Raw genomic sequence first — 18,121 nt, forward strand, 5'->3', positions numbered from 1 at the left:
GAATCCGCGCCGGACACGAAGACGCCGCGCGCGTCTTCGCCGGCGGTGCGGATGACGGTCGCCGCATCGGTCGCGATGCGCGCGCCCGCGCCGGTCGACGACAGCCCGTCGGCGCCGTTGCCGGTCGTGCCGATCTGCGTACCCGACAACACGATCGTCGAATGGGTGCCGAGGTTGTCGATGCCCGTGCCGGAGCCGCCGACCGCGATCGACGTCGCGCCGGCCGCGATTCCGCCATCCGACACGCTCGAGTCGATCAGCACGCCGTCGGCGCTGCCGTTCGCGACGACGGTGCCCGCGCCCGACAGCGCGACCGATGCGCCCGCGCCGGTCAGGTGCACGCCCGCGACGCCGTCGTCCGCTTCGATCGTGCCCGCGTTGATCAGCGTCGCCGACGCACCCTGCACAAGCGCGCCGGTGCCGTCCGATACGCGAATCGTCGATCCGTTGTTCACCGTGCCGAGCGCGCCGACCACGACGCCCGTCGATCCGGCGCCGGTCAACAGTACCGTGTTGCGGTTTTCGAGCGTGCCGAGATTCTGCGCGACGAAGCCCGTCACGCCGGCCGTCGACGACGTGACCGCCGCATCGTTGGTCAGCATCGTCGCCACGGGCGCGTCGACGTTCGCGCCGGTGAGGTCGTGCGCCTGGCCGTCGACGACGCCCGCGATCGCGCCGCCCGCATTCAGGTTGATCGTCGCGCCCGCGTCGATCGTGCCCCGCGCGCCGCCTTCGAGCGACACCGCGATGCCGTTCGCGCCGTTGACGTTGTAGACGGCGTCGCCGGTCGCGAGCGTGGTGCCGGCGCCCGTCGCCAGTACGCCGCGTGCGCGCTGGCCGTTCACGTCTGTCGTCAGCGTGCCGGCTGTCGACGAGCCCGTATAGGCGGCGCCGCCCGCGATCCGGAACAGCGTCGAGTCGTCGGTATCGACGCTCAGGCGCTGCGCGGCGACGTTGATGTTCGAGCCAGCGCCATACGCGTAGAAGCCGATCTGGTTCGTGCCGGACATGAAATGGGGCACCGCGTTCGCGCCGACGTCGATCGTCGCGCCCGAGCGCGCATGGACGCCGATCGCGCCGTTCCCCGTCAGGTTGAGTGTGCCGTCGAGCGTGGCCTTGGCGAGCGGCCCTTCGGCCCACACGCCGTAGTTGCGCATGTCCGATGCCGGGTCGAGCGCGCCGGCGACGTTGATCGTGCCGGTCGACGTCGCTGCCGTCGCGGTCGTGCCGGTGCCGACCACCATGATGCCGATGCCGTTGACGCCGCTCAGCGTAATCGTGCCGGTGTTCGTCACGGTCGCCGCGGTGTTCGCCGCGAGCATGCCGGCGTTCGCGAGCGGCGTGCCGGTCGCCGCGCCGTTCACGGCGATCGAGCCCGCGTTGAGCAGCGTGCCCGACGACGAGCCGATGCTCGCCATTCCCGCGCCGTTTTGCGTTTGCGAGCCGATGACGATCGTGCCGAGGTTGCTCGCGGTGCCCGATGCGCCGAGCAGGATGCCGTATCCGTGCGCGGACAGCGCGACGTCACTCGCGGCGGCGGCGGGATCGTACTGGGCCGCGCGACCGAGGTAGATCGTGCCGCCGGCCTCGTTCGTGAAGTTGCCGCCGGCCGCGAAGCCGCCGATCACCTGGCTGTCGAGCGTCGTCGCGTTGACGCCGACGTTGATCGTGCCCGCGTTCGATGCGCTCGCGCCGCTCGTCACGGCCACCGCGTAGTTCTGCAGGTCCGGCTGGTTGCCGTCGAGCGTCCACGCGCCGACGTTCATCACGCCGTTGTTCACGAACGTGGTGCCCGCGCCGCTCGCGTACACACCGTTGCCTTCCGTGTACGCATGGAAGCCGAAGTTGTCGGGCGGTGTGCTGCTGCCGGTGTCGACGTTGTCGCCCGACGCGTATCCGGACGAAATCACGCCGTTGTTGACGCCGCTCGCGCCGCTCAGCAGGCGCACCAGCGTGAAGTCGCCCGACAGGCGGCCGTCGTTGATGAAGTGTGCACCGTTTTCCGCGAGGACGGCCGAACTGGATGCGATCGTGTTGGTGCCGCGGAAGTCGATCTGGCCGTCCTTGTCGATATGCAGCGTCGCGTTCGCGCCGGTGCCGTGCATCACCGACAGGTGATCGATCGGAAGCGCGTTCTCGTCGCCGGCCGATACGTTGTTCGCGTACTGGAAAGTTTCCTGCGTGAACGTGACGGCCTGGCCGAACGCGGTGTCGTAGGCGGTCTGCGAGCCGAGCGCGCCGCTCTGGACCGAGCGTACGAGGAAGTTGTTGTACGCGGCGAGCGATGCGGCGTCGGTGACGGTCCACGTGCTGCCGTCGAACGCGGTGAAGGTGCCTGCATAGGCCGGCACGTCGAGCTGCAGGTTGCCGACGGGGCCGCCGCTCGCGAGATAGTCGCCGGTGCCCATCCAGATCTGGTTGCGCGAGTTCCAGTTGACGACGCTGGGTGCCGAGCCGGTGCCGTCCGCGAAGGTCAGGTCCGTCTGCTTCGGCGCGATCGAGATCGCGTTGCCGGGCGCGTCGGGCGCGTTCGCCGGATTGCCGATCGATACGTTCAGCGTGCCGCCGGAGCTCTCGACGGTGCCGATGCGCGTGTTCACGTACTGGTTGCCGTTCACGTCGTGGTAGACGGGCACGTTGGTGGAGCCGACCGTCGACGCGGTGAACGCGGACGAGTCGTAGGTCGCGACCGACGTATGGGTGCCCGTGATCGAGTCGGGCGTGCTGATGCTCTGCGTCTTGCCGCCGAGCGACAGCAGTGCCTGGTTCGGGGCGCCCGACACCATCGACGTGCTGCCGAGCGGCGCGAGCGTATAGCCCGGGTCGCCGCCGGTGCCCGTCCAGGCACCCGTCACGCCGACGGTATCGCCGCCCGACACCGTCGTGGCGCCGACCAGGTTGCTGTTCACGGTCGGGCTGAAGCTGCCGAGTGCGCAACTGCCGCCGCTTGCGACCGCCGAATTGTCGCCGCAGGTCGACGCGTACGCGGAGCCTGCCGACAGTGCAGCCAGCGCGGCCCCGAGCGCGGCCAGGCGCAGCGGCGAGCGGTGGAGCGCCGCGCGGCCGGCGCCGCGACATGCGCCGGATGTGCTGCCCGAACGCTTGCCGCGCGCCCGTGCGGTTTCCCCAACCGCAATCCAGCAGCCGGCGGTTTCGCTCCATATCGATCGAAATGAGTGATTCACGACATACCCCTCTTTCTTTTTTTGAAGTGATATTCACCGCGCTGCGGTGAAAGCGCATTCCGCGGTCGAAAAATGGCCCGGACGGGCTGCGGTGGCCATTGCCGATTTCGCGCCAGTCGTGATCCGTTACGCCGAGGATGGACGGAGTCTACTAATCGGAATGGCGGGTGATTGTCAAAAAAATAAGGGATGTGGCGATAATGTCGATTTCGATGTGTATTTTTTTATTATGTGGTTAATCGAACTGAAAGCATTGATGGGTAAGGGTTTGCGGTATTTTCGACAAGTTGCTTGCCGATGGCCGGATCGGTGATCTGACGCACCGATCGCGAAAAATTTATGCGTTAAACTAGGCTTCCCGGATTATATGAGTGAAATTATGGGGTTTTGTTTGTTTCGCATATGGATTATTTTCGCTTGAAAATTAATTAAATCAAGTGAATGTTGTGCAAGGCCGATTCGGCGAGCCGGTTTGTGGTTTGGATGACACGAAAGCCGAAAAGGACGGGGGCGGGCGGCGCGATTTTTCGGGGCGGCGCGGGTTGGCGGATGCGATACGCGGAAAACCGCGCGCGCGACCGGCGCGTCGCGCGGCGTCGGGAAAGGAAGCAGGGAGGGGCGCGAGCGCGCCGCTCAGAAATCGATCGAGTCGTCAGCGTCGTCCGCGGCACCGGCCGCGAGCGCTTCGCGACGCGCCATGCATGGTGCGGACGCCGACGCGTCGAGCGCCGGATTGCGAAGCTTCTCGAGCACGCGCTCGGGCACCGGAATCTGCATCCGCGCGGCGACGTCGCCGCACTGGAACATGATCAGCTCGCCCGGCTCGAACGACGTCCAGATCTCGTTGTCGGTCAGCGGCTGCGTGGCGATCACCGCGACGCGATCCTCGGGCGTCGTGTATTTGGCGAAGTCGATCGACAGGTCTTCGTCGACCAGGTGCGCGGTCGAGAACGGCCAGCGGCGCACGAGGTAGTGCAGTCGCGTCGAGCAGTGCGCGAAGAGCGCCTGGCCATTCGACATCAGGAAGTTGAACACACCGTGATCGGTGATGCCGCGCGTCAGTTCGCCCACGCGCTCGAACAGCTCCGGCAACGGCGGCTGCGCGCCGGGGAATGCTTCGCGCAGCCCCTGCATCAGCACGCAGAACGCCTTTTCGCTGTCGGTCGTGCCGACCGGATGGTAGACGCTGCCGTCGAGGTCGGGTTCGTAGTCCTGCAGATCGCCGTTATGCGCGAAGATCCAGTGCCGCCCCCACAGCTCGCGCATGAACGGGTGGCTGTTCTCGAGCAGGATGTGGCCCTGCGTGGCCTTGCGGATGTGCGCGATCGTGTTCTTGGACTTGATCGGGTAGCGCTTCACCATTTCGGCGATCGGCGACGTGGCCGAGGCCTGCTGGTCGATGAACAGGCGGCAGGCCTTGTCCTCGAAGAAGGCGATTCCCCAGCCGTCGGCATGGTGATCGGTGAGCCCGCCCCGGGCTGCGAAACCTGTGAAGGAGAATGTGACGTCCGTCGGTGCGGCGCAGTTCATTCCTAGCAGTTGGCACATTTTACTTGGGGGCGGGAGGCTGAAGCGGGGTAACGAACCGGGTGAACCCCGGTACAATGCGGGTTCTAGCATATCACCGAGCCTGGAGCGGTAAAAAGCGGATTCCGCCGGCCGAAGGCCTCGTGTTGCGGTTTGCCGTCAGTCGGCCCGCGCACGCGCGTTCCGGCCCCGCAGATGGCCAGCCCGTTCCTCACGACGCCTCCTATGACTGCCTCGAACGCTTCCTCCCCGGCGACGCTTACGCTTGCCCGTCCCGACGACCTGCACCTGCACCTGCGCGACGGCGACATGCTGGCCGCGGTGCTGCCGCACACCGCCCGCCAGTTCGCCCGTGCGATCGTCATGCCGAACCTGAAGCCACCCGTCACGACCACCGAGCACGCGCATGCGTATCGCGAGCGGATTCTGGCCGCGCTGCCGGCGGGCATGGCGTTCGAGCCGCTGATGACGCTGTACCTGACCGACAACACGGCGCCCGACGAAATTCGCCGCGCGCGCGACAGCGGCTTCGTGCACGGCGTGAAGCTGTATCCGGCCGGTGCGACGACGAACTCGGATCACGGCGTCAGCGATCTCGCAAAGTGCGCGAAGACGCTCGAAGTCATGCAGGAAACCGGCATGCCGCTGCTCGTGCACGGCGAGGTGACCGATCCGGCGATCGACATGTTCGATCGCGAGAAGGTGTTCATCGACCGCGTGATGACGCCGCTGCGCCGCGATTTCCCCGGGCTGAAGGTGGTGTTCGAACACATCACGACGAAGGACGCGGCCGACTACGTGCGCGACGCCGATGCGGCGCCGGGCCTGCTCGGCGCGACGATCACGCCGCAGCACATGCTGTACAGCCGCAATGCGCTGTTCGTCGGCGGGATTCGTCCGCATTATTACTGCCTGCCGGTGCTCAAGCGCGAGACGCATCGCGTCGCGCTCGTCGAAGCCGCAACGTCGGGCAACCCGCGCTTCTTCCTCGGCACCGACAGCGCGCCGCATGCGCGCGACGCGAAGGAAACCGCGTGCGGCTGCGCTGGCTGTTACACGGCGCTGCACGCGCTCGAGCTGTATGCGGAAGCGTTCGACCAGGCCGGCGCGCTCGACAAGCTGGAAAATTTCGCGAGCCGCTTCGGCGCCGATTTCTACGGGCTGCCGCACAGTACCGAGTCGATCACGCTGCGCCGCGAGAGCTGGGAACTGCCGCGCGAGGTGTTCGCGGGCGATACGCCGGTCGTGCCGCTGCGCGCCGGCGAAACGATCGGCTGGAAGTTTGCGTGAGCGGCGCGCCGCCGCGCGGGGCCGGCCTGACGGCCGGCGTCGGGGCGGCGGATTGGGCGCGGATCGACTGGTCCGCGCCGTGGCTCGCGCATTACGCGGAGCCCGGCCGCACGCTGCAGGCGGCCGCGCTTGAGGGCGAGGCCGCGCTGCTCGATGCGCTGAACGGCGCGTTGCGCGAAGGCGATCGCGCGAGCGGCCGCGGCAGGCCACTGCGCTTCGTGCCGCAAGGCGAACTGCCGCCCGACGTCGCATACGAAATCCATATCGCCGACACCGGCGGTGTGCCCACCCGTCACAATCTTCACGACTTCTTCAATGCGCTCGTCTGGTTCGCATATCCGCGCACCAAGGCCGCGCTGAATGCGCGCCAGGCCGCGGCGATCGACGCGGCGGGCGGCGTCGGCCCCGTGCGCGGCACGTTGCGCGATGCGCTCACGCTGTTCGACGAGAACGCCGCCGTGTTCGTGACGGCCGACCCGACGCTCGCCGACGCGTTGCGCGGGTTCGACTGGCAGCGCTTGCTGATCGGGCCGCGTGATGCGTGGGGCGCGCGCTGCGAGACGCGGCTCCTCGGCCATGCGCTGCTCGAGCAGCTCGTCGCGCCTTACAAATCCTGTACCGCGCACACGTGGATCATCGAAGTGTGCGCGGACTATTTTTCGTGGTCCGACGCCGCGCGCGCCGTGCATGTCGATGCGCGCCTTGCCGGCGAACTTGCGACCCGCAACCTGACGAGCCGCGATTTTTCGCCGCTTCCAGTGCTCGGCGTGCCGGGCTGGTGCGACGCGAATGCCGCGCCCGCGTTCTACGACGATCCGGCCGTTTTTCGCAGTGGCCGTCGTTCGCGCGCCGCCGGCGGCGGCGCGCAGTGCTAGAATGCGCACCGCAAAGCAGGCCAGGCAGTCGCGGCCTCGCCGCCTTCGGGCAGGCGGGGGCGAGGAAAGTCCGGACTCCACAGGGCAGGGTGATGGCTAACGGCCATCCGTGGCGACACGCGGAACAGGGCAACAGAAAGCAAACCGCCGATGGCCCGGCGCAAGCCGGGATCAGGTAAGGGTGAAACGGTGCGGTAAGAGCGCACCGCGGCGACGGCGACGTTCGCCGGCACGGTAACCTCCACCCGGAGCAATTCCAAGTAGGCAGGCGCGCATTTTCGGATGCAGGACGGGGCCCCCGTCTCGTCTGCGGGTAGGAAGCTTGAGCGCGTCAGCAATGGCGCGCCTAGAGGAATGGCTGCCACGCGTTGCGCGCTTCGGCGCGCAGCGTGCACAGAATCCGGCTTATCGGCCTGCTTTGCCGCTCGAATACGAAAAGGCCGGCGCTCCGCGAGGAGCGCCGGCCTTTTTTTCAGGTTCGCGCGCCGGGCGTTCAGCTCGCGACGATGTCGAACGAATGCGTGAGTTCGGCCGTCTTCGCGATCATGATCGACGCGGAGCAGTACTTGTCGTGCGACAGGTTGATCGCGCGCTCGACCGTGGCCGGGTTCAGGTTGCGGCCCGTGACGGTGAAGTGGAAGTGCACCTTCGTGAACACCTTCGGATCTTCGCTCGCGCGCTCGGCCTTCAGCGTGACCGAGCAGCCGGTCACTTCCTGGCGGCTTTTCTTCAGGATCAGCACGACGTCGTACGCGGTACAGCCGCCGGTGCCGACCAGCACCATTTCCATCGGGCGCGGCGCGAGGTTATGGCCACCGCCTTCCGGTGCACCGTCCATCGCGACGAGGTGGCCGCTTCCGGTCTGCGCCGAAAACGCCATGCCATCCTGACCCATCCAGCTTACTTTGCATTCCATGCTTGCACTCCAGCGTTGCCTGATTCGGATTCGATCCGGCATTGTAGCCCGCTGCGCAACGGTCGGCTGATGCGCTGCACGACGCGAAACGCCGCACCGGCGGATGCGGCGCGCGGCGCGGCGCCGAGCGGCGATTTCCCTGCTTTTTTAGGGGTTTTGCTCTAGATTGGACCGATTCCCGACCAGGCGTGAATCGCCGAGTAGATTGATTTTAAAGAAAAAAATTGATTGGCTCGAAGATTTCCGGAAATTCCGCATTATGGTGTTCGATTTCGTAATGCAAATTTTCTTGTGAAGTCAGCCGCGCATTCGTATAATGAGCCTCATTGGTTGTCGCGCTGCGGCAACTTCCGCATGTCTCCTCCACCCTCCTCCAAAGGTGGATTAAGCCCGAACCAGCCGTTCGGGCTTTTTTTCGTCCCGTGCAAAGATCGGCGCGCAGTTTGCGCGCGCCGAAACCACGCTTTGAACCGATTACGCGGGTTGTCGTGCGGTGGTCTGCGAGGCCGCGTCGGGCGATGCGGGTGCGGAACGGGCGGCCGGCGCGGGGGCGTGTGCGGCGGACGCATGGCCGTGGCCGCGCGCGCAGAAATGGCGCACGCGTTCGCGGACCGCGCGCAGGCGGGCAATGCGATCTTCGGCATGGGCGCCGCGGGCATCGGCGATGCGCGCATCGAGTGCGTCGAGCTTGGCCTCGCAACCAGTGCGGGCGGCGACGGCGGGCGCTGCGGCGGCCAGCAACGCGGCCGCGAGAAAGGGCGTAAGTCGTTGTTTCATCGTGTTTGTTTGTTGTTTTCCTGAGTCGACCGGCCTCGCGCGACAAGGTCCGGCGCCACGCGTCGACGGGTGCCGCCGCCGGGCGCTCGGTTCGCCAGGCTTGTCGGGGCACGATCGAATTCTGGCCCATTTCGCGCCCGCTCGGCACGGGGCGTGGATTCTCTTTGACCGCGCTGCGGTATTTCCTTTATAATTCAGGGCTTTTCCGCATTCATGCCCACGGAAAAAGAACAGGGAGAGCCTGCACCGCGCCTCGAAGCGCACACAGACAAGCAGGAAGAACACATCGGGCAAAGCATTTTTTTTGGATCGATCATGAAGACGTTTTCCGCAAAAGCCCATGAGGTGACGCGTGAATGGTACGTGATTGACGCGACGGATAAGGTTCTCGGCCGTGTTGCCAGCGAAGTGGCACGCCGTCTGCGCGGCAAGCACAAGCCTGAGTTCACCCCGCACGTCGACACTGGTGATTTCATCATCATCATCAACGCAAGCAAGTTGAAGGTCACGGGCAACAAGACTCTGGACAAGAAGTACTACCGTCACTCGGGCTACCCGGGCGGTATCTATGAAACGACGTTCGGCAAGATGCAGGAACGCTTCCCGGGCCGTGCGCTCGAGAAAGCGGTCAAGGGCATGCTGCCGAAGGGCCCGCTCGGCTACGCGATGATCAAGAAGCTGAAGGTCTACGCTGAAGCGACGCATCCGCACTCGGCTCAACAGCCGAAGGCGCTCGAGATCTAAGGGGAGCCCACATGATCGGTAACTGGAACTACGGTACGGGCCGCCGCAAGAGCGCAGTCGCACGTGTCTTCATCAAGGCTGGCAAGGGCGACATCATCGTCAACGGCAAGCCCATCGCTGACTACTTCTCGCGCGAAACGTCGCTGATGATCGTGCGTCAACCGCTGGAACTCACGAACCACGGCCAGACGTTCGACATCAAGGTCAACGTCAACGGCGGCGGCGAAACGGGTCAGGCAGGCGCAGTGCGTCACGGCATCACCCGCGCGCTGATCGACTACGACGCAACGCTGAAGCCGTCGCTGTCGAACGCAGGCTTCGTCACGCGCGATGCACGTGAAGTCGAGCGTAAGAAGGTTGGTCTGCGCAAGGCACGTCGCGCAAAGCAGTTCTCGAAGCGTTAATTTCGCTTCCTGGCCGCGCCGCTTTCGGGCGGTGTTCGCCGAAAAAACCGCCAGTTTTCGCACTGGCGGTTTTTTTATGTCCGCGCGGCGGCGAGCCATGGGCGGCGCCCCGGATTGAAATCAACAAGAACCTATTGATTTCATGGACATCAGCACGATCTTCTGATCGGCCCTACAATAGCGGCTAAAGCTTTTTGGAGAGTTCGCATGAACGCTGTTACCGAATCCGCAGCAACGACCGCCGAAATGCCGGTACCGTTCGTCTTTACCGACGCCGCGGCCGACAAGGTCAAGCAACTGATCGACGAAGAGGGCAATCCCGACCTGAAGCTGCGCGTGTTCGTGCAGGGCGGCGGCTGCTCGGGTTTCCAGTATGGCTTCACGTTCGACGAGGAAGTCAACGAGGACGATACCGTGATGAACAAGAACGGTGTCCAGCTCCTGATCGACTCGATGAGCTACCAGTACCTGGTCGGCGCCGAGATCGACTACAAGGACGACATCAACGGCGCGCAGTTCGTGATCAAGAACCCGAACGCCACGACCACCTGCGGGTGCGGCTCGTCGTTCTCGGTCTGAGCGCACGACGGATCCTGTCCGGTTTCACCGGAATGAAAAACGGGGCTTGATGCCCCGTTTTTTTCGCCTGTCCGCGGGATAACCGCGCGAGATGCGCGTCAGCGCGGATACAGCGCGCCGAGCACGCGTTCGCCGGCGGCACCGGTCACGCTCGCGAGATTGCCGGGCTGGCGCGCGATGAAGCGGTACCCTAGCCACGCGAACGCGAGCGCCTCGACCTGTTGCGGCGGCACGCCGAGCGCGGCCGTCGTGTCGACGGTCGCCGGTACGCCGGCTTTCTGCAGCGCATCCCTGAGCGCCGCGAGCAGCACCGGATTACGGGCGCCGCCGCCGCACACGAACACGGCCTTGCAGCCTGCCGCGTGCTGTGCGATCTCGTGTGCGACCGAGACGGCGGTGAGCGCCGTCAGTGTCGCCTGCACATCCTCCGGCGCAACCTGCGCAAAACCGGCGAGCTTCGCGTCCAGCCACGCGGGGTTGAACAGGTCGCGCCCGGTGCTCTTCGGCGGCGGTGCGCTGAAGTACGGCTCGTCGAGCAGCGCGTCGAGCAGCGGCGCATGCACGGTGCCGCGCGCGGCGAACTTGCCGCCGTCGTCGTACGCCTTGCCGAGGTGACGGGTTGCCCACGCATCGATCAGCGCATTGGCGGGCCCGCAGTCGAAGCCACGCACGTCGCCGCCTTCGCCGGGCAGGATCGTGATGTTGCTGATGCCGCCCAGGTTGCAGACGACCCGCGTCTCGCCCGGCGCGCCGAACACCGTCGCGTGGAACGCGGGGGCGAGCGGTGCGCCATGGCCGCCGGCGGCTACGTCGCGGCTGCGGAAATCGGCGATCACGTCGATATGGGTGAGCTCCGCGAGCAGTGCCGGATTGTTGAGCTGGCGCGTGTAGCCGCGCTCCGGCCGGTGCCGCACCGTCTGGCCGTGCACGCCGATCGCGCGGATCTCGTCGCGCGACAGCCCGGCGGAGCGCTGCAGCTCGTGGCAGCACACCGCGTAGCGTGCGACGAGCGCGTTCGCCGCGACCGATTCGCGGTCGATCTCGTTGTCGCCGGGCTGCTGCAGCGCGAACAGCGCGTCGCGCAGCGATTGCGCGAAGCCGACGAACGCTTCCGCGAGCACGACCGGCGCGCGGCCAGTCTCGAAACGCACGGCGACGCCGTCGACGCCGTCCATGCTGGTTCCCGACATCAGCCCGAAATAGATGCCGTCGGCAGGATGGGCGGGTTGCGGATGTCGTTGCGGCACGTTGGGTTCTCCTGGATCGTGCGGCGCGGGCCTATGCCGCGCGCCTTGCGCCCGATTATCCGCGCAACCTGATGCGTCGTTAAGCGATGCGCGCGCAAGTTATGGGAAAATCCCTGTTTTTGCGACATTCTTCCTGGCACCGATGAGCACCGAACCCAGTTCCAAGCCTGTTTTCCCGATCACCGACGAAGTCCGGCATGCGCTCGCCGTCACGAAGCGCGGCGTCGACGAACTGCTGATCGAGGAAGAGTTCGCGCAGAAGCTCGCGCGCAGCGCGGCCACCGGCACGCCGCTTCGTATCAAGCTCGGCCTCGATCCGACCGCGCCGGACATCCACATCGGCCATACGGTCGTGCTGAACAAGATGCGTCAGCTGCAGGACCTCGGCCATACCGTGATCTTCCTGATCGGCGATTTCACGTCGCTGATCGGCGATCCGTCCGGCCGCAACGCGACGCGCCCGCCGCTCACGCGCGAGCAGATCGAATCGAACGCGAAGACCTATTTCGAACAGGCCGCGCTCGTACTCGACCGTGACAAGACCGAGATCCGCTACAACAGCGAATGGTCGATGCCGCTCGGCGCGGACGGGATGATCAAGCTCGCGTCGCGCTACACCGTTGCGCGGATCCTCGAGCGCGAGGACTTCACGAAGCGCTTCCAGGGCGGCGTGCCGATCTCGATCCACGAATTCCTGTACCCGCTGATGCAGGGTTACGACTCGGTCGCGCTGAACGCCGATCTCGAACTCGGCGGCACCGACCAGAAGTTCAACCTGCTCGTCGGCCGCGAACTGCAGAAGCAGTACGGCCAGGAACAGCAGTGCATCCTGACGATGCCGCTGCTCGAAGGCCTCGACGGCGTCGAGAAGATGTCGAAGTCGAAGGGCAACTACGTCGGCATCAGCGAGAAGCCGACCGACATGTTCGGCAAGCTGATGAGCATCTCGGACACGCTGATGTGGCGTTACTTCGAGCTGCTGTCGTTCCGCAGCCTGGACGAGATCGCCGGCTTCAAGCGCGACATCGAGGGCGGCCGCAACCCGCGCGACTTCAAGGTGCTGCTCGCGCAGGAAATCGTCGCGCGTTTCCATTCGCAGTCCGACGCCGAGCGTGCGCTGGAGGACTTCAACCACCGCGCGAAGGGCGGCGTGCCGGAGGATATCCCGTCGGTCACGCTCGCGGGCGCGCCGCTTGCGATCGGCCAGTTGCTGAAGCAGGCCGGCCTCGTGCCGTCGACCAGCGAAGCGCTGCGCAACATCGAGCAGGGCGGCGTGAAGATCGACGGTGCCACCGTGTCCGACAAGGGCCTGAAGGTCGAGGCCGGCGAGTTCGTCGTTCAGGTCGGCAAGCGCCGCTTCGCACGGGTCACGCTGACCGCATGATCGCGCTGATCCAGCGCGTGAAGCGCGCCGACGTGCGCGTCGGCGACCGCACGACGGGCGAGATCGGCGCGGGGCTGCTCGCGCTCGTCTGCGCGGAGCGCGGCGACACCGAGGCCGCGGCCGACAAGCTGCTCGCGAAGCTGCTTGGCTACCGCGTGTTCAGTGACGCGGCCGGCAAGATGAACCTTCCGGTATCGAACATCGACGGCGCGGGCCATGCGGGCGGGTTGCTGCTCGTGTCGCAGTTCACGCTCGCGGCCGATACCAACAGCGGGCTGCGGCCGAGCTTCACGCCGGCCGCGCCGCCGGACGAAGGCGCGCGCCTGTTCGACTATTTCGTCGCGGCCGCGCGTGCGCGTCATCCGGTCGTCGAGACGGGCGAGTTCGGCGCCGACATGCAGGTGTCGCTGGTCAACGACGGCCCCGTGACGTTCTGGCTGCAAGTGCGGCCCTGATTCTTCCCCGGAGACGTGCCGCGATGGCCACCACGCAGATTCTGTTCATTCGCCACGGAGAGACGGCCTGGAACCGCATCAAGCGCATCCAGGGCCATATCGACATTCCGCTGGCCGACTCGGGGCTCGCCCAGGCGCAACGGCTTGCCGCCCGGCTCGCGCGGGAAGCGCGCGAAGGCCTGCGGCTCGATGCGGTTTACTCGAGCGACCTGATGCGTGCGCAGCAGACCGCGCACCCCTTTGCCGATGCGCTCGGGTTGCCGCTGCTATTGCGCGAAGGGCTGCGCGAACGCGCGTATGGCGCGTTCCAGGGGCATGACAGCACCGAGATCGAGGCACGCTTTCCGGATGCCTATGCCGCATGGCAGACCCGCGACCCGGGCTTCGCACCCGACGGCGGCGAGTCGCAGCGCGAGTTCTATCATCGTGTGCTGCATGCGCTCGAACCGATCGTCGCCGCGCATCCAGGCGGCCGGATCGCGTGCGTCGCGCACGGTGGCGTGCTCGATTGCGTGTACCGCTTTGCAAACGGTCTCGACCTGTCGGCGCCGCGCAGCTATCAGCTGCTGAACACGAGCATCAACGTCGTCGATTACGTCGATGGCCGCGCGCAGGTCGTGCAGTGGGCCGACGTGTCGCATCTCGATACCGAGAGCGACGACGACGGGTATCGCAAGGTACTTTGATCGTACCGGCCCCGCCCGGCGCAGCCGGCCGGGGCCACTTCCTCGCAGTGCTTACTGCGGCAGCGCGTGGCGCGCCTTGTAGTCGAGCGCGTACGCGATCTTGCCGGGCTTGTCGGCCGTGATCGGCTGGCGCAGCTTGTCGAACTCCCCCTTGTTGTATTTCTTCCCGCCGTTGATTGCATCGGCGCGCCCGAGGTCGGCGCCCGTCTTGCCGTCGATCACCGGGTCCGTTGCCGCGACCATGAGCGTCGAGGCATTCCAGACCGCGTTCAGGTAGCCGGTGTCGGCCTTGGCCGGATCGGGATCGGTCGTGCCCGCGCGCGTCACCTCGTAGCTTGCGAGCGAGAACGTGCCCGGCTGCGCGCGCAGCCAGTCGGCCCAGTAGAACTCGAGATAGTCGGTGGATTGCGCGGGCTTGCTGTAGCCGATGTCGCGCGTGAAATAGACGAGCGAACGATAGCGGTCGTTCGTCATCCCGAGCTTCAGGCCTAGGCCGCTCGGCAGTTGCGCGGTCGTGATCGGTTTGCCTTCGCCGTTCTTCAGGCGCACGTAGCCGCGGTTTTGCATCTGCTGCCAGAACGCGTCGCCCGAGTAGTCGCTCAGGTTGTCCTTCACGACGACGTGCACATGCAGCGCAGCACCGCCATCGGGCGTCTCGTAATAGGTCGACAGACCGTGATGGCCGTCGGTCAGGTACAGCGTATCGCCGTTCGGGCCGATCACGACCGGGTTCAGCACCGAGCGGTCGCGTGCGTTCGCGTCGGTCGTCGTGCACGTGTAGCTCGCCGTGTCGCGCAACGTCGACTGTGCCGTGTAGCCGCTCGATGCGACGCCGCCGAGGCCTTCGTCCGCGCAGAAATCGTCGAACTTCTTGTCCGGCTGCAGTTCGTAGCGGCCGAGCTTGTAGTAGATCTGGTCGTAGCCGATCGCGCCTTGCGTCGGGTGCAGGTCGCCGAGCGTCACGTCGACCAGGTCGCCGGCGCGCGCAGTTTTCCATTTGCCCGGTTGCGGCGTGACGGTGGCGGGCGGCGTGGGCGTCGCGGCGTTGCCGTCGGACGGGGTTTGGGTGTCCGTATGCGCGACGGCGGCGACGTCGTCGCCTCCGCATGCGGCGAGCGCGAGAAGGGCAGACAGGCTGGCGGCCAGGGCAAAACGGATCGGCGGACGTGACATCGCGGGCATCGGGAATCGGTCGGGTTGGCGAAACGCCGCGCGGACGATTGACGTGCTGAACGTGCGACCGTGCGCGGGTGCGAGCCCGTTAGCTTGTCACAAGTATTTGACAGCAAATTGAAATGATCGGAAGGATCGTCAGCCGGGCTGGTTGCCGCCGGGCGGCGTGGCGCTTGCGCGGCGCCGCGCCCGTTTCGAGACGCCGTTGACGAGCGCCCAGCGCAGCACCGGCGCGACGGCCCGCACGCCGGGCCGCACCAGCACACGCCGCAGCGGCGCGAACGTCGACAGGCCAAGCATCTGTTGCGCCCACGGCGGCAACAGGTCGATGCCGGCGTGCATCACCAGCGTTGCGGCGGGCCGCAGCGCCGGCTTCGCGACGGGGGCGTTCAGCAGGATGCGCATGACTTCAAAGGTGCGCGGGCCCGCGTCGAGTTCGGGCTGCATGCGCTCGAGGTACGCGGCGACTTCCGCGCACGAGCGCGGCACGGCCAGCGCGCCGAGCCGCTCGGCGATCTGCGCGGTTTCCGCGTAGTAGCGATCCTGAAGTTCGCCCGGCAGCGCTGGATTCACATAGCGCAGGTGCGCGGAGAGGAAGCTCGACACCTCGGCGACGTGGACCCACGTGAGCAGCGCCGGATCGTCGGCCCGGTACGTGCGGCCGTCGGGCGCAGTGCCGGACACGCGCATGTGAATCGCCTTCACGCGCTCGATCAGCGCGAGCGCGTCCGCGCGGCTGCCAAACGTGGTGCCGGAAATGAACGTTGCGGTGCGCCGCAGCCTGCCGAGGATGTCGGTGCGAAACGACGAGTGATCCCAGACGCCCGCGAGCGCGAGCGGGTGGAGCGCTTGCAGCAGCAGCGCGGAGACGCCGCCCGTCATCATCGACGCGAAATCCGCATGCACGCGCCAGCAGACGGCATCGGGGCCGAACAGCCCCGGGTCGCCCGGCGGCGACGAATAATCGAGCGACGGGCCGCTGCCGGTGGTCAGATGCGTGATGCCGGCCGCGACGCGCTTGCGGATCGGTTCGACCCAGCGCGGGCCCGGAGCGGGCGCGGCGGGGTGAGGGCTGGGCGGCGTGGTCATGGCTGAACGATCGTGCTGCCGGTTACTTGCCGGCGGGCGCGTCCCACATTCCGCGTTCGGTGCTGCCGGCGTCGGGCGCGGAAAGCCCGAAGTGGCGGTAGGTGAGCAGCGTCGCGATGCGTCCGCGCGGCGTGCGCTGCAGGAACCCCTGCTGGATCAGGTACGGTTCGAGCACGTCTTCGATCGTGTCGCGCTCTTCGCCGATCGCCGCGGCGAGGTTGTCGATGCCGACCGGGCCGCCGTCGAACTTGTGCAGGATCGCCTCGAGCAGCTTGCGGTCCATCAGGTCGAAGCCGACCGGATCGACGTCGAGCATCGCGAGCGCGGCGTCGGCGACGGCGGCGGTGATCTGGCCGTCGGCCTTCACTTCCGCATAGTCGCGCACGCGGCGCAGCAGCCGGTTCGCGATCCGCGGCGTGCCGCGCGAGCGCTTCGCGATCTCCAGCGCGCCGTTCGGGTCGATCTGCGCGTTCAGCAGCGACGCGGAGCGTCGCACGATGCGCGACAGCTGATCGGCGTCGTAGAACTCGAGGCGCGAGACGATCCCGAAACGGTCGCGCAGCGGATTGGTCAGCATCCCCGCGCGCGTGGTCGCGCCGACGAGCGTGAACGGCTGCAGGTCGAGCTTCACGCTGCGGGCGGCCGGCCCTTCGCCGATCATGATGTCGATCTGGTAATCCTCGAGCGCCGGATACAGGATTTCCTCGACGACCGGCGACAGCCGGTGGATTTCGTCGATGAACAACACGTCGTTCGCTTCGAGGTTGGTCAGCAGCGCGGCGAGGTCGCCCGCGCGCTCGAGCACGGGACCCGACGTCTGGCGCAGGTTCACGCCCATCTCGCGCGCGATGATGTGTGCGAGCGTGGTCTTGCCGAGGCCCGGCGGCCCGAACAGCAGCACGTGATCGAGCGGCTCGGAACGGCGCTTCGCGGCTTCGATGAAGATCTCGAGCTGGCCGCGCACCTTTTCCTGGCCGACGTAGTCGTCGAGCTGGCGCGGCCGCAGCGCGCGTTCGAACACCTCCTCGTGGGACGAGGCGGGCGTGGCGGCGATGATCCGCTCGGTGGCGAGTTTGTCGGTTTCAATCATGCGGCCATTGTACCGCGCACCGTCATCCGGCCGAACTGGCCGAACGGCAGACTGGCGCGCACCGCACGGCGGCGCGACACTGGCCCGGACAGCGCGTTGGAGCGGCCGTTACGCCTTCGACAGGGCCTTGAGCGCGAGCTTGATGCCTTCGGATACGCCGGTGCCGGCCGGGACATTCTTGATCGCCGCGAGGCCTTCCTTTTCGGAGTATCCGAGCGCGAGCAGCGCGTTGAGGATGTCGGTCGCGTGGTCGGACGGCGACGCGGCGCCGGCAAGCGCACCGAGGTCGGCGCCGAGCTTGCCCTTCAGCTCGAGCAGCAGGCGCTCGGCGGTCTTCTTGCCGATGCCGGGCAGGCGCGTGAGGCGCGCGGCGTCCTGCATCGTCACCGCCTGCGCGAGCTCCTGCACGCTCATGCCTGACAGCACGGCGAGCGCCATGCGCGCGCCGATGCCGGTGATCTTCAGCAGTTCGCGGAAGGTTGTGCGCTCCTGTGGCGTCAGGAAGCCGTACAGCAGGTGGGCGTCCTCGCGCACGATCTGCTGCGTGAGCAGCACGACGCGCTCGCCCGTTTGCGGCAGGTTGTAGAAGGTGCTCATCGGCACGTCGATTTCGTAGCCGACGCCGTTGCAGTCGACGAGCAGGTGAGGCGGATTCTTTTCGAGCAGGATGCCGGCGATGCGACCGATCATGGATGGCGGG

18 protein-coding genes and 1 other RNA gene are annotated in these 18,121 nt (G+C 66.7%); 10 read left to right on the forward strand and 9 right to left on the reverse strand.

From position 1 onward, the window contains the following. Nucleotides 1-3,185 (reverse strand): ESPR-type extended signal peptide-containing protein (locus J7024_RS32130; protein ID WP_234745806.1); only part of this gene is annotated, 3,185 nt, incomplete at its 3' end. A gap of 46 nt (nt 3,186-3,231) precedes the next feature. On the opposite strand from J7024_RS32130, the gene J7024_RS32135 reads away from it, so the two are divergent. Beyond that, complete coding sequence (locus J7024_RS32135) at nt 3,232-3,498, forward strand: hypothetical protein (RefSeq protein WP_124827132.1); 267 nt, start codon at nt 3,232-3,234, stop codon at nt 3,496-3,498. Between the two features lie 320 nt (nt 3,499-3,818). On the opposite strand, the gene J7024_RS32140 is transcribed toward J7024_RS32135, so the two are convergent. Continuing rightward, nucleotides 3,819-4,733, reverse strand: coding sequence for a class II glutamine amidotransferase (locus tag J7024_RS32140; protein WP_175750749.1), 915 nt, complete (start codon nt 4,731-4,733; stop codon nt 3,819-3,821). A 204-nt stretch (nt 4,734-4,937) separates the two neighbouring features. Between J7024_RS32140 and pyrC the strand changes: the two genes are divergently transcribed. The 3 genes from pyrC (at nt 4,938) to rnpB (ending at nt 7,301) form a co-directional block, all read left to right on the forward strand. Beyond that, nucleotides 4,938-6,002, forward strand: coding sequence for a dihydroorotase (gene pyrC / locus J7024_RS32145; protein ID WP_175760827.1), 1,065 nt, complete (start codon nt 4,938-4,940; stop codon nt 6,000-6,002). Continuing rightward, a complete protein-coding gene (locus J7024_RS32150; RefSeq protein WP_124827129.1) occupies nt 5,999-6,877 on the forward strand; it encodes a DUF3025 domain-containing protein in 879 nt (292 codons plus the stop codon). Before pyrC ends, J7024_RS32150 begins: the two co-directional genes overlap by 4 nt. 12 nt (nt 6,878-6,889) lie before the next feature. Next, nucleotides 6,890-7,301: RNase P RNA component class A (rnpB, locus tag J7024_RS32155), an RNA gene on the forward strand. 69 nt (nt 7,302-7,370) lie between these two features. On the opposite strand, the gene J7024_RS32160 is transcribed toward rnpB, so the two are convergent. Both J7024_RS32160 and J7024_RS32165 read right to left on the reverse strand, forming a co-directional pair. Then, on the reverse strand, nt 7,371-7,835 hold the full coding sequence (locus J7024_RS32160) for an OsmC family protein (RefSeq protein ID WP_124827128.1): 465 nt from the start codon (nt 7,833-7,835) through the stop codon (nt 7,371-7,373). A 432-nt stretch (nt 7,836-8,267) separates the two neighbouring features. Next, nucleotides 8,268-8,570 (reverse strand): DUF1090 family protein, encoded by a 303-nt coding sequence (locus J7024_RS32165; RefSeq protein WP_124827127.1) that lies wholly within the window; start codon nt 8,568-8,570, stop codon nt 8,268-8,270. Nucleotides 8,571-8,885: 315 nt separating this feature from the next. Between J7024_RS32165 and rplM the strand changes: the two genes are divergently transcribed. The 3 genes from rplM to erpA all read left to right on the forward strand — a co-directional run bounded on the left by rplM (nt 8,886) and on the right by erpA (nt 10,297). Then, complete coding sequence (gene rplM, locus J7024_RS32170) at nt 8,886-9,314, forward strand: 50S ribosomal protein L13 (protein ID WP_009687896.1); 429 nt, start codon at nt 8,886-8,888, stop codon at nt 9,312-9,314. A gap of 11 nt (nt 9,315-9,325) precedes the next feature. Next, entirely contained in the window at nt 9,326-9,718 is a 393-nt protein-coding gene (rpsI, locus tag J7024_RS32175) for a 30S ribosomal protein S9 (RefSeq protein ID WP_011883283.1), read from the forward strand. Nucleotides 9,719-9,925: 207 nt separating this feature from the next. Continuing rightward, on the forward strand, nt 9,926-10,297 hold the full coding sequence (gene erpA / locus J7024_RS32180; RefSeq protein WP_124827126.1) for an iron-sulfur cluster insertion protein ErpA: 372 nt from the start codon (nt 9,926-9,928) through the stop codon (nt 10,295-10,297). Between the two features lie 98 nt (nt 10,298-10,395). Here erpA and J7024_RS32185 read toward each other — a convergent pair whose 3' ends face one another. Then, on the reverse strand, nt 10,396-11,544 hold the full coding sequence (locus J7024_RS32185; RefSeq protein ID WP_175760819.1) for an anhydro-N-acetylmuramic acid kinase: 1,149 nt from the start codon (nt 11,542-11,544) through the stop codon (nt 10,396-10,398). Nucleotides 11,545-11,686: 142 nt separating this feature from the next. Between J7024_RS32185 and tyrS the strand changes: the two genes are divergently transcribed. From tyrS to J7024_RS32200, 3 genes are read left to right on the forward strand one after another with little or no spacing between them, the layout of a single operon-like run. Further along, the gene (tyrS, locus tag J7024_RS32190; RefSeq protein WP_124827124.1) at nt 11,687-12,928 is read left to right on the forward strand and encodes a tyrosine--tRNA ligase; all 1,242 of its coding nucleotides are present in this window, start codon (nt 11,687-11,689) and stop codon (nt 12,926-12,928) included. After that, on the forward strand, nt 12,925-13,383 hold the full coding sequence (gene dtd, locus J7024_RS32195) for a D-aminoacyl-tRNA deacylase (RefSeq protein ID WP_096506374.1): 459 nt from the start codon (nt 12,925-12,927) through the stop codon (nt 13,381-13,383). The genes tyrS and dtd overlap by 4 nt, the downstream gene beginning before the upstream one ends. A 23-nt stretch (nt 13,384-13,406) precedes the next feature. Next, nucleotides 13,407-14,069: a histidine phosphatase family protein gene (locus tag J7024_RS32200; RefSeq protein WP_124827123.1), complete on the forward strand. Its 663-nt coding sequence runs from the start codon at nt 13,407-13,409 to the stop codon at nt 14,067-14,069. A gap of 51 nt (nt 14,070-14,120) precedes the next feature. Here J7024_RS32200 and J7024_RS32205 read toward each other — a convergent pair whose 3' ends face one another. From J7024_RS32205 to ruvA, 4 genes are all read right to left on the reverse strand, one after another. Beyond that, entirely contained in the window at nt 14,121-15,242 is a 1,122-nt protein-coding gene (locus J7024_RS32205; protein WP_124827122.1) for a ParB/Srx family N-terminal domain-containing protein, read from the reverse strand. Between the two features lie 138 nt (nt 15,243-15,380). Further along, on the reverse strand, nt 15,381-16,331 hold the full coding sequence (locus J7024_RS32210) for an oxygenase MpaB family protein (protein ID WP_175760812.1): 951 nt from the start codon (nt 16,329-16,331) through the stop codon (nt 15,381-15,383). A gap of 22 nt (nt 16,332-16,353) precedes the next feature. Continuing rightward, on the reverse strand, nt 16,354-17,421 hold the full coding sequence (gene ruvB / locus J7024_RS32215; RefSeq protein WP_124827120.1) for a Holliday junction branch migration DNA helicase RuvB: 1,068 nt from the start codon (nt 17,419-17,421) through the stop codon (nt 16,354-16,356). Between the two features lie 108 nt (nt 17,422-17,529). Then, nucleotides 17,530-18,111, reverse strand: coding sequence for a Holliday junction branch migration protein RuvA (gene ruvA / locus J7024_RS32220; protein ID WP_021162490.1), 582 nt, complete (start codon nt 18,109-18,111; stop codon nt 17,530-17,532). Between the last annotated feature and the right edge of the window lie 10 nt (nt 18,112-18,121).

The organism is Burkholderia sp. WTPI3 (assembly GCF_021483755.1).
Classification (GTDB): domain Bacteria; phylum Pseudomonadota; class Gammaproteobacteria; order Burkholderiales; family Burkholderiaceae; genus Burkholderia.